The sequence below is a fragment of the Streptomyces sp. NPDC040718 genome, assembly GCF_055593565.1.
In genome coordinates, this window is sequence record NZ_JBVIXO010000003.1 from 589,225 (window position 1) to 600,345 (window position 11,121).

Here is an 11,121-nt window from a genome sequence, read left to right on the forward strand (position 1 = left end):
CCGGGAGGCGGAGGCGTCCCGGTCCCGGCCAACTCCCTTACGGAAAAGGCCCGTACGACTTGCGGAGTAGTGGGCTGCGACCAGCGGGTGACGCCGTATCAGCCTGCGAGGCGACGAGGGGCCGGGGGCGCCCGCCTAGCGTGGGACGCATGAAGATCCGAACCCGCACCGCGGCCGCCGCGGCCCTGCTCGCCCTCCTGGTCCCGCTCCCGCTGACGGCGGCCTCCGCCGCCACCGCCGCCCCGTCGGCGGCCGCCGGGACCCGTGCGGCCGCGGCCCCCGAACTGCCCGCACCCACCGGACGGTTCGCGGTCGGCCGGGAGGAACTGCACCTCACCGACCGCAGCAGGACCGACCCCTGGGCGGGGACCGGCCCGCGCGAACTGATGGTCACCCTGCGCTATCCCGCGCAGGGCGGCACCGGCCGCGTCCCCGCGCCGTACCTGAGCACCGAGGAGGCCCGGCTGCTCCTCGCGGACCGGGGGCTGGACCAGGCCATCGACCCCGCCGCCCTCGCCGCCACCCGGTCCCACGCCCGCACCGGCGCGAGGCCCGTCGGGGGCCGCTACCCGCTGATCGTGCTGTCGCCCGGCTTCACCGTGTCCCGCGCCACCCTCACCTCGCTCGCCGAGGACCTGGCCTCCAGAGGCTACGTCGTCGCCGCCGTCGACCACGCCTACGAGAGCGCCGGCACCGCTTTCCCCGGCGGCCGGATCCTCACCTGCCTGGCCTGTGGGCCGGCCGAGGCCCCGGGGGGCCACCAGGCCGTCACGGGAGTCCGGGCCAAGGACGTCTCCTTCCTCCTGGACCGCCTCACCGGCCGCCACCCCGCGTGGCGCCACGCCGGGCTCATCGACACCGGGCGCATCGCCATGGGCGGCCACTCCATGGGCGGCTCCGCCGCACTGTCGGCCATGGCCGCCGACCGGCGGATCCGCGCGGGCGCCGACTTGGACGGCGGCCTGCCCGACCCCTACCCGGGCGCCGGGATCGGCGGCCGCCCCTTCCTGCTGTTCGGCGCGGCCGCCAGCGCGCCCGGGGGCGAGCACAACGGGGACTGGTCGGGGACGTGGCCGTACCTCGACGGCTGGAAGCGCTGGATCACCGTGGACGGCACCGACCACTTCGGACCCACCGACTTCCCCTTCCTCCGCGACCGGTTCGGCCTGTCCGACCCCGCGGCACCGCTGTCCGGCTCCCGCGCCGTCGAGCTGACCCGGACCTACGTCGCCGCCTTCTTCGACCAGCACCTGAAGGGGAAGCCCGCACCGGTCCTGGACGGCCCCCGCGCCGACACCCCCGAGGTCCGCTTCCACAACCCCTGAGGGGCCGGTACGGGGACCCGCGCGGGTCCCCGTACCGCACCCGGCGGCTACACCGGGACGGACACGTACGTCCGGCCCGCCTCGTTGACCACCAGGACCTCCCTGACGTCCGAGGGGTCAACGGCCGCGGAGCCGTCCAGGGCCGCGCCCTTGCCCTCACCGTGCTCCGCCGTGCCCACCACCCAGCCGCCGGCCGTGGACCGCGTACCGTCCCGGGACACCACCACCAGACGGCACCGCTCACCCGCCGGCACCCCGGTCACCGCCGCGCGCAGCCGCACCCACTTGGCGGCCGGCGTCAGCTGCACGGTCATCCGCGCGCCGGTACCCGGGTCGGTCGCGGAGGCCACCCGGGTCCCCGCCACCGGCGGCGAGGGCGCCGCCGAAACGGTCGGCGACGGCGGCGGGGGCAGCGCCCCGGGGCTCCCGGCGTCCGCGCCCACCCGGGCCCCGGCCCAGAACACGGCCGCCAGCGAGGCCGCCGCCGCCAGACCCACCACACCGGCCCGCCACCGCGCGGCCGACGCCCGCTCCCCGCGCACCTGGCGCAGGGTCCGCTGGAGCATCAGGTCCCCGCCCTGCGGGGGCCCGTCGAGGAAGGCCTCCTCGGGCACCTCCCCGAGCACCCTCTCCATCTCGCGCAACGCGGCCACCTCCTCCCGGCACCGCACGCAGTCGCCGAGGTGCTCCTCGACGCGCCGTACCTCCTCCTCGTCCAGGACGCCGAGCACGTACGGGCCGAGCAGTTCCACTTCCTCCTCGTGCCGCTGCCGGTTCACGCCACCACCTCCCGCAGTCCGCCGGGCTGCTGGGGCGGCCGGCCGGTTCCTCTCCTCCTCGCGCCGTCACCGGCGCCGTCCCCGAACACCTCGCGCAGGGCCTTCAGCGCGTAGTGCGAGCGCGACTTGACCGTGCCCGCCGGGATGCCGAGCCGGTCGGCGGCCTCGGCGACGCTGTGCTGGCGGTAGTACAACTCCGTCAGCACGTCCCGGTGTTCCGGCGACAGCCGGTCCAGGGCGCCGAGCACCGTCATGGTGTCCACCACCGAGTCCGCGTGGTCCCCCTCGACGGGGGGAGCGGCCGCGGAGCCGGACACCTCGGGCGGCCGGGCCGCCTTGGCCCGGTACCGGTCGGTGATGATGTTGCGGGTCACGGTGAGCAGCCAGCCGCGCACCGAGCCCTTCCCGTTGACCAGGACCTCGGAATGCCGCCAGGCCCGGATCAGCGTCTCCTGGACGACGTCCTCGGCGGCGGCCCGGTCCCCGGTCAGCCGGGTGGCGTAGGCGAGCAGGGCGTTGCCGTGCTCCTCGTACACCGCCCTGATCAGTGCCTCGTCGGTCGAGCCCCGCCTGTTGCGGGGCCACAGTGGTCCAGGCATACAGGTTCTCCGTCCGCCTCGTATCGCGTCGTGCGGTCGGAACACGCCCGCGGGACCCCGCCGGTTCATGTGACCCGTGTCACATCACGTCCGGCAGGCGCGGCCCTCGTTGAGGCAGGCGACAAGTTCGCCCATCCGCCCGTCGGTCATCACGTCCACGAACATGGCGTGGTCAGTCCTCGGGCTGTGCCGCTGCTCCGGGAAGGAGTCGAGGGCGATCGGCACCCCCGGCGCCACCGCGTAGGCCAGCGAGAGCCGCAGCTCGGGCACCGCGAAGGTGCCCTGGGGGCACACCCCCTGGGCGGAGGGGAACACGAGGTGGGAGCGGTGGTCGGCGGCGGCCGTGTCCAGCCCGTTCCAGCAGGAGGGGAAGACGAGCGTACGGGTCACCAGATCGCCGGCCGGGCAGCGCGGGTAGCTCGTCGTGGACCGGCCGGGGGAGCCCGAACAGCCCCAGCGGGCCCGGACGGCGGCGTCCGTCCCGGCCGTGTACGCCACGGCGTCCCCCGTCATCGCGCGCAGGAAGCGGGGCATCGCCACCACCTTGCCGACGGGGCTGCCCCGGAACTCGACCCGCACCGAGGCCTCGGGCAGGATCTCACCCGTGTTGCCGTGCCCGGCGGCACCCTCGTGGGCGCGGCCGCCCGGCCGGTCGGTGCGGCGCAGGACCGGCCAGTAGTACGAGGAACGGTCGCCGCCGGTGCAGCTCGTGGCGGCGGCGGACAGCGAGGCGTCGGTGGACAGGGCGTCCGCGGACAGGTTGCCCACGTACGCGTGGGTGTGGTGGGCGCCGGCCCGCAGGCCCGGCGAGACCACCAGGTTGTCCTCGTTCCAGTGGCCCTCCTCGTTGCGCCCGCAGTCGACCGTGACGGTGCCCGTGGAGGCGTCCGGCCCGGCCGGCGGAGGGCCGGGGTCGGGCGGCACGCCGCCGATGTCCACGCGGTCGCCGGCGGCGCCGGTGTGGCGCGGGCCGGCCGCCCGCGAGGCGCCCAGCACGGCGGCGGCCAGCCCGGCGCCCAGCACCAGGCAGACGAGCAGTGCCAGCAGGCGGTTTCCGTTCCCCATGACGGTCACGGTCGCCGCTGCCGCGCCGGACCGTCAACCGGGCGTCCGCACCATGGCGCCGCCGCGCGTTCGGAGGTGTTCCGCCCGCCCCCGCTCAGCGGCCCGGGCCCGGACCCGGACCCGGACAGCGGTCCCCGGGCCCGCGCCCCAGGGGCGGCCGCGTGCGCACCCGCGTCCACACGCTCCGAACAGGCCGGGGACACCCGCAGGATGGCCCGTCCGGTGCTTGTCCGGCCGAGGGCCCGGCCCCGAGAGTTCTCGTATGACACCGGAAGAGCTCCTGCACGCCTTCGCCCGCACCCGAGCCTCCCTCGACGGCGGGGACACGGTCTTCTGGTGGACCGGCGACATCCACTCCTGGGCCCCCGGCGAGCCCTACCGCCGCCTCTTCGGCTTCGAGGGCCTCAACGCCGCCCGGCTGGAGGCCGACGAGGAGGGCGGCGGCTACCGGATGCTCTCCCGCGAGGCCGCCTTCTACCTCGACCCCGCCACTCGGGAGATCCTGGAGACCTGGCAGGGGAAGCCCGTGGTCCACGTCTGGAACGATCCGGCCAACCAGCGGTGGCGGCCCTTCCCCGTCCCGCGCACCGAACTGGGCGACCAGGTCTGCTTCAGCCTGGAGATCCCGCTCGCCTACCCCTCCCCGCTGCCCGTCGCCGACTACCCGCTGAACTCCGCCGACGACACCTACCGGGCCCTGGAGCTCTTCCAGTTCTTCACCTCCGCCGCCGCCCTCGCCGGCGACGCCCCGAGCGTCCCCGCCACCATGTCGTGGACCCGGATGTCCCCCTGGCTGCCCTGGATGGAGCAGGGGCAGCGCCCCGGCGGCCTCACCTTCCACTGCCGGGGCGTGAAGCTCGCCTCCTACGCCGAGGTGCCCGAGCGCACCCGGGCGTACATCGCCGCCCACCACCCGGAGTTCGCCCGCGCCCCGGAGAAGTGGGCCGAGCCCAACGAGTCCAGCTGGACGTACTTCCGCAGGCTCAACCCCCGCTGAGCCCGCCCGGCCCCGCGCCCGCCCCGGCGGGCCCCCGGCAGGGGGAGGGGCCCCACAGGGTCCGGACAAGGGTTTTCCCCGTATCGGGTTCACTCCCGCGTTGCCTACTGTCTGCCCACCGGCGATCTTCCGCGCCCCGGGCGGCCCCCGCACCAACCCCACATGGTGTGAAACGACCGCGGACGCGCTGATCGCCGGGTACGCCGTTGCCCTGCCCCGCCGTTGCGGCCGGGCGACGTGGCGCGCGGCGGTGGCAGGGGCGGGTTCGACCAGCCCGTCCAGGCCCCGCCTCCGCCTGTTCCACCTCCCACACTGCACCCACCGGCCGCTCCGGCCTGCCCGGAACCGGCCCGTAAAGGGGAACAACGTGCACGCACCCAGACGTCGGCTCATATCCGTCGTGGCCATGTCCGTCACCCTGCTCGCCGGCGCCGCCACCTCCGCGGTGGCCGTGACCCCCGCGAACGACCCGGCCGCCTCCACCCTGCCGGCCGCCGCGGCCCCGGCCGCTCCCGCCGCCGCCCCGGTCGAGAACCTGATCGTCGGCTACAAGTCCTCGGCCTCCGAGGCCAGCTCGAACGACGCGGCCGCGAACGACGCCGCCGCCAAGGGCCAGAAGGCCGGCAAGAAGGCGAAGTTCGACCGCCGTCTCGGCACCGGAGCCGCGCTCGTCAACCTCGGCGGTGCGACCGCCCCGGCCGACGCCGCGAAGGTGATGGACCAGTTCCGCGCCGACCCGGACGTCGCCTACGTCGAGCCGGACTCCCGCGCCTACGCGATGGCCACCCCGAACGACACCGAGTACGCCAAGCAGTGGGACCTCTTCGAGCCCACCGCCGGCATGAACGTGCCCGCCGCCTGGGACAAGACCACCGGCTCCGGCGTCACCGTCGCCGTGATCGACACCGGCTACGTCGCCCACTCCGACGTGGCCCCCAACGTCGTCGCCGGCTACGACTTCATCAGCAGCTCCACCGCCGCCCGTGACGGCAACGGCCGCGACAACAACCCGGCCGACCAGGGCGACTGGAGCGGGGCCGGCGAATGCGGCACCGGCTCCAAGGCCAGCGACTCCTCCTGGCACGGCACGCACGTCGCCGGCACCATCGCCGCCGCGACGAACAACGGCAAGGGCGTCGCGGGCATCGCGTACAACGCCAAGATCCAGCCCGTCCGCGTGCTCGGCAAGTGCGGCGGCGCCACCTCGGACATCGTCGACGCCATCACCTGGGCCTCCGGCGGCACCGTCGCGGGCGTCCCGGCGAACGCCACCCCCGCCAAGGTCATCAACATGAGCCTCGGCGGCTCCGGCGCCTGCACCGCGAGCTACCAGAACGCCATCAACGCGGCCGTCGCCCGCGGCACCACCGTCGTGGTCGCCGCCGGCAACAGCAACGCGGACGCGGCCGGCTTCTCGCCCGCCAGCTGCAACAACGTGATCAACGTGGCCGCCAGCAACCGCACCGGCGACCGCTCCTTCTACTCCAACTACGGCGCGATCATCGACGTCGCCGCCCCGGGCGGTGAGACCCGCCGCGCCACCGACACGCCCGGCACCGTCACCACCCCCGAGAACGGCATCCTCTCCACGCTGAACGGCGGCACCACCACCCCCGGCGCCGAGATCTACAAGCCGTACCAGGGCACCAGCATGGCCGCCCCGCACGTCGCGGGCCTCGCCGCCCTCCTCGTCGCGGCCAAGCCCTCGCTGACCCCGGCGCAGATCGAGTCGGCCATCAAGGCCAACGCCCGCCCGCTGGCCGGCACCTGCACCGGCGGCTGCGGCACCGGCCTCGCCGACGCCACCGCGACCGTCAACGCCGTGACCTCGACCCAGCCCACCCCGGCCTTCGAGAACACCGCGGACTTCGCCATCGGCGACAACGCCACGGTCGAGAGCCCGATCACCGTCACCGGTGTGACCGGCAACGCCCCGGCCGGCCTCCAGGTGGGCGTGAACATCGCGCACACCTACATCGGTGACCTGAAGGTCGACCTGGTCGCCCCCGACGGCACCGTCTACACCCTGCACAACCGGGCCGGCGGCAGCACGGACAACATCAACCAGACCTACACCGTCAACGCCTCCTCCGAGGTCGCGAACGGCACCTGGAAGCTCCGTGTGAACGACAACGCGGGCGGCGACACCGGCAAGATCGACTCCTGGAGCCTCGGCTTCTGACCCCGGTCCCGCACCGGTCCCGGCGGAGCCCCCCAACTCCGATCTGACGGACCGATGGTACGGACCAACCAAGTGCGCGGGCCTGCCGGTACCTCCCGTACCGGCAGGCCCGCCGCGCATTCCTGCCGCCTGACTGAATTCTGCGTCACAATCCGGGTCCGTCGGGGGGCTGACCTCGTATTGTCGCGTCTCACAGGAAGGGCACAGGAGCAGGGGCGCGAAAGGCTGGTGGCTGTGCGTGGCGGCGACGGGGAACGCTGACACCAACGTCGGACACGGTGCACTCATCGAGGCCGTCGACCGGGCGCTGACCACGCACGGCCGCGCCGTCCTCACCGGATGCGCCGGCTCCGGAAAGACCGAGGTGGCGCGCGCCGTCGCGGCCGCCGCCGCCCGGCGGCGCGAAACCGTCCTGCGCCTCGCCCCCGAGGCCGCCGACCGGGAGATACCCGAGGCCGCCGCAGCGGCCCTCCTCGCCTCCGTCCCCCGCACCACCCTCGACCGCCTCGCCGGACCCCAGCGCACCGCCATCGCCCTGCTCCGCCGCGAGGCCGACGCCCCCCGCGCCGGCCGCGACCACGTCGCCCTGCGCCTGGCCGTCGTCGAAGTGCTCCGCAGCCTCGCCGCCCCCGGCCCCGTCCTGCTCGTCCTCGACAACGCCCAGTGGCTCGACCCCGAGAGCACCGACCTGCTCCGCTTCGTCCTGCGCCTGACCCCGCCGCGCGTCCGGGTCCTCGCCGCCGAATGCGTCCAGGCCGCGCCCGTCGCCGAATCCCTCTGCGGCCCCGGCACCCCCGTCGTCCACGTCCCCGCGCTCGGCGCCGACGAGGTCGCCGAGCTGCTGCTCCGCCACGGCCTGCCCGCGCGCCTCGCCGGCCGCATCCACCAGGCCAGCGGCGGCAACCCGCGCCTCGCCCTCGCCCTCGGCCACTCCCTCGCCGAAGCCGCCGCCGGCCAGGGCGGCGGCGCCCACCACGCCGACACCCTGCCCGTCACCGGCCAGGCCCGCGAGGTCGCCCGCCGGCTCCTCGCCGCCGCCCCCGGCCGGGCCCGCCCGACCCTGCTGCTCGCCGCCCTCGCCGTCCGCCCCACCACCGCCCTGCTGCGCCGGGCCGGACGCCGCGACGCCGAGGCGGAACTCGCGCAGGCCGAACGCGCCGCGCTGGTCACCGTCGCCGAGGACGGCACCGTCGCCTTCACCGCCGGCGCGCTGCCGACCGCCCTGGCCGCCGACGCCGGCTGGCCCGAGCGGGCCGCCGGACACGCCGCGCTCGCCGCCGCCGTGGACGACCCCGTCCAGGCCGTACGCCACCGCGCGCTCGCCGTCGACACCCCCGACGCGGACCTCGCCGCCGAGATCACCCGGGCCGCCGACGCCTGCCGCCGCCGGGGCCAGCGGGCCCTGGCCGCCGAGCTCGGGCTGCTCGCCGCCGAGCGCACCCCCGCCTCCCTCCCGCAAGAGGAGCTCGCCCGCCTCGTCGGCGCCGCCGAGGACGCCGGCTGGGCCGGCCGCGCCGACCTCGCCCGCCGCGCCACCCGCGCCGTCCTCGCCCGCGACGCCTCGCCCGCCCAGCGGGTACGGGCCCGGCTCGCGGTGATCGACGCCGCCGGGCAGGCCCTGGCCGACCTCGACGAGACCATCGCCCACGCCGTCGCCGACGCCGCCGGGGACCCCGCCCTGCAGGCCGCCGTCCAGCTGCGGATCGCCTGGAAGCACAACATCGGCGACGGCGACCCCGTCCGCGCCCGCGACGCCGCCGCCGAGGCCGGAGCGCTCGCGAAGGCCGGCGGAGACCAGGTCGCCGAAGCCATGGCCCTGACCGTCCGCGCCCGGATGGGCCGCATCCTCGGCGACCCCGACGCCGAGGACATCCTGGCCGAGGCCCTCGCCCTGCCCGCCCCCGAGGTCCCCCTCGGCATGCGCAACGCCCCCCAGTTCCTCGCCGTCCGCCACGCCCTCTTCGACGACCGGCTCGCCGACGCCCGGCGCCAGCTCCTCGTGCTGCTGCCCGCCGTCCAGCGCACCGGCTCCGCCGAGGACGTCTTCGAGGTGCTGCGCAGCATGACCGAGGCCGAACTGCGCCGCGGCCGCTGCGTCCGCGGCGCCGCCCACGCCCGCCGCGCCCTGGAGCTCACCATCGAGGCGGGCCTCTCACCCGGTCCGGCCTGGTACGTGGCCGCTACCGCCGAGGCCGCCGGCGGGAGCTTCGCCCGCGCCGCCGCCTACGCCCGCCGGGGGATCAGGGCCTCGGAGGAGGAGGGCGACCAGGTCTTCCTGTCCCGGGGGCTGTACGCGCTCGGCACCGTGGAACTCGCCACCGGTGAGGCCGCGAAGGCGGTCGCCACCCTGAGCAGGGTCGCCGCCCTGGAGGAGGCCCAGCAAGTGGTGGACCCCTCCGTGCTGCGCTGGCACGGGGAGCTCGCCGAGGCGCTGGTCGCCGCCGACGCGCCCGGAGCGGCCGCCGATCTGCTGGACCGGGTCACCCCCGTGGCCCGTTCCCTCGGGCGGACCACCGTGCTCGCGGCCCTGGACCGGGCCCGCGGGCTGTGCCTGTCCGCGCGGGGCGAGCCGGAGCCGGCCGTCGCCCTGCTGGAGGCCACCGCCGAGCGGTTCGGCGCCCTCGGACTGCCCCTGGAACGCGGCCGTACCCTGCTCGCGCTGGCCCGGGTGGAACGCCGGCGCCGCCGCCGCGCCCCCGCCCGGGCCGCCCTGCGGGCCGCCGCCGAGCTGTTCGAGGCCGCCGGAGCCGGGCCCTGGCTGGACCTCGCCCGGGAGAACACGCCCGAGAGCTGCGGCCCGCATCCCGGGGTGGCCGCCCTGACCGAGGCGGAGGCCAGGCTCGCCCTCCTGGTCGCCGGGGGAGCGAGCAACCAGGAGGCGGCGGCGAAGCTCTTCCTGAGCGTCAAGACGGTGGAGGCCCGGCTCACCCGGATCTACCAGAAGCTCGACGTCCGCTCCCGGGCCCAGCTGGCCACGGCGCTGCGCGGCCAGTGAGCCCGGACTTCCGCGCCGTCAGCAGCTCAGGTTGTTCCCCGGGGTGACGCCCAGCAGCTGGGTGAAGCTCTGGTACTTGCTCACCCGGCTCTGCACCTGCGCCGGGTTCCCGCCGTTGCACTCCAGGGCCCCGTTGATGGAGCGGATCGTCTCGCCGAAGCCCGCCCCGTTGACCATGGCCGCGTGCGCGGTCATCGTGCCGGGGCCGTTCTGGGTGTTCCAGTACCAGAGCGCCGTCTTCATCGCGACGGCCGGATCCTGCTCCACCAGGTAGGGGTTGGCGAGCAGGTTGATCCCGAGGGCGTCGCCCGCCGCCTTGTAGTTGAAGTTCCAGCTCAGCTGGATGGGACCGCGGCCGTAGTACGCGGCCTGGCCGGCGGGACAGCCGTAGGGCTGGGAAGCATCGCAGTAGTGGGGGTAGTTGGCGGTGTTCTGTTCCACTATGTACACCAGCCCGCCCGTCTCGTGCGAAACGTTCGCGAGGAAGGCGGCCGCCTCGCGCCGCTTGACGGTGTCGTCGCCGGTGTTGGCGAAGCCGGGGTACGCGGAGAGTGCCGCGACCAGCCCGTTGTAGGTGTAGAAGGGGTTCCGGTTCGGGAACATCTGGTTGAACTGGGCCTCGCTGACCACGAAGCCCGAGGGGTTGCCGGTGCCCGGGTCGGGGTCCTGGCCCCCGCCGCCGCAGGCACCCTGGTCCGACCAGACGCCCCACTGCCCGGTGGTGCCGGGCGTTTCGCCCTGGGTCCACCACTTGGCCTGCCAGTTGTGGCCGCCGTACGAGGCGCTCGCGCCGCCCGTGTAGACGGCGGAGGAACTCCACGCCCCGGCGCAGGCGGGGGCCGCGGCGGCGGGGGAGGCGGGCAGGGCGAGGGCCAGGCCGAGGGTCGCGGCGGCCGCGGCGGCGAGGGAGAGCGTACGGCGGCGAAGCGTGCGTATCACGTAACTGCTCCTGCGGTGGGGGGAATTGTCGCGGGAAGGTGGGGGCGACAACTACCGCCACTGAACCGATAGTGGTCTGGACCTGTCAAGGTCTAGACCAAATCCTTTGCCCTTGGAGCCCGGAACGTGCCGGAGCGGGGGGGGGGGGGGGAAGGGAAGGGGACTCTCGGGAGGGGGGGGGAGGGTGGGGGGGGAGGGGGTAGGGGGAGGGGAGGGAGTGTCCTTCCGAGTGAGGCGAGG

General features: G+C 75.5%; 8 protein-coding genes. 4 read left to right on the forward strand and 4 right to left on the reverse strand.

Going from position 1 to position 11,121, the window contains the following annotated elements:
* Positions 1–149 precede the first annotated feature (149 nt).
* Positions 150–1,325, forward strand: coding sequence for an alpha/beta hydrolase family protein (locus tag ACZ597_RS11445; protein ID WP_471327931.1), 1,176 nt, complete (start codon positions 150–152; stop codon positions 1,323–1,325).
* A gap of 47 nt (positions 1,326–1,372) precedes the next feature.
* Here ACZ597_RS11445 and ACZ597_RS11450 read toward each other — a convergent pair whose 3' ends face one another.
* The 3 genes from ACZ597_RS11450 to ACZ597_RS11460 form a co-directional block, all read right to left on the reverse strand.
* Positions 1,373–2,104, reverse strand: coding sequence for a zf-HC2 domain-containing protein (locus ACZ597_RS11450; RefSeq protein ID WP_471327933.1), 732 nt, complete (start codon positions 2,102–2,104; stop codon positions 1,373–1,375).
* On the reverse strand, positions 2,101–2,703 hold the full coding sequence (locus ACZ597_RS11455) for a sigma-70 family RNA polymerase sigma factor (protein ID WP_471327934.1): 603 nt from the start codon (positions 2,701–2,703) through the stop codon (positions 2,101–2,103). Before ACZ597_RS11455 ends, ACZ597_RS11450 begins: the two co-directional genes overlap by 4 nt.
* 84 nt (positions 2,704–2,787) lie before the next feature.
* The gene (locus ACZ597_RS11460) at positions 2,788–3,768 is read right to left on the reverse strand and encodes a DUF1996 domain-containing protein (RefSeq protein ID WP_471327936.1); all 981 of its coding nucleotides are present in this window, start codon (positions 3,766–3,768) and stop codon (positions 2,788–2,790) included.
* A gap of 262 nt (positions 3,769–4,030) precedes the next feature.
* Between ACZ597_RS11460 and ACZ597_RS11465 the strand changes: the two genes are divergently transcribed.
* The 3 genes from ACZ597_RS11465 to ACZ597_RS11475 all read left to right on the forward strand — a co-directional run bounded on the left by ACZ597_RS11465 (position 4,031) and on the right by ACZ597_RS11475 (position 9,942).
* Positions 4,031–4,765: a DUF1838 family protein gene (locus ACZ597_RS11465; RefSeq protein WP_471327938.1), complete on the forward strand. Its 735-nt coding sequence runs from the start codon at positions 4,031–4,033 to the stop codon at positions 4,763–4,765.
* Positions 4,766–5,171: 406 nt separating this feature from the next.
* The gene (locus ACZ597_RS11470; RefSeq protein WP_471327988.1) at positions 5,172–6,947 is read left to right on the forward strand and encodes a S8 family peptidase; all 1,776 of its coding nucleotides are present in this window, start codon (positions 5,172–5,174) and stop codon (positions 6,945–6,947) included.
* 238 nt (positions 6,948–7,185) lie between these two features.
* Positions 7,186–9,942 carry a helix-turn-helix transcriptional regulator gene (locus ACZ597_RS11475; RefSeq protein ID WP_471327940.1) on the forward strand — a complete coding sequence of 919 codons (2,757 nt, stop codon included), beginning with the start codon at positions 7,186–7,188 and terminating at the stop codon, positions 9,940–9,942.
* 18 nt (positions 9,943–9,960) lie between these two features.
* On the opposite strand, the gene ACZ597_RS11480 is transcribed toward ACZ597_RS11475, so the two are convergent.
* Positions 9,961–10,881 (reverse strand): glycoside hydrolase family 19 protein, encoded by a 921-nt coding sequence (locus ACZ597_RS11480; protein ID WP_471327942.1) that lies wholly within the window; start codon positions 10,879–10,881, stop codon positions 9,961–9,963.
* Positions 10,882–11,121 lie beyond the last annotated feature (240 nt).

What these genes read in the sequence shown, in the direction of transcription:
- ACZ597_RS11445 (WP_471327931.1), top strand. Translation starts at nt 150, where the DNA reads ATGAAGATCCGAACCCGCACCGCGGCCGCCGCGGCCCTGCTCGCCCTC.
- ACZ597_RS11455 (WP_471327934.1), bottom strand. Translation starts at nt 2,703, where the DNA reads ATGCCTGGACCACTGTGGCCCCGCAACAGGCGGGGCTCGACCGACGAG.
- ACZ597_RS11460 (WP_471327936.1), bottom strand. Translation starts at nt 3,768, where the DNA reads ATGGGGAACGGAAACCGCCTGCTGGCACTGCTCGTCTGCCTGGTGCTG.
- ACZ597_RS11465 (WP_471327938.1), top strand. Translation starts at nt 4,031, where the DNA reads ATGACACCGGAAGAGCTCCTGCACGCCTTCGCCCGCACCCGAGCCTCC.
- ACZ597_RS11470 (WP_471327988.1), top strand. Translation starts at nt 5,172, where the DNA reads ATGTCCGTCACCCTGCTCGCCGGCGCCGCCACCTCCGCGGTGGCCGTG.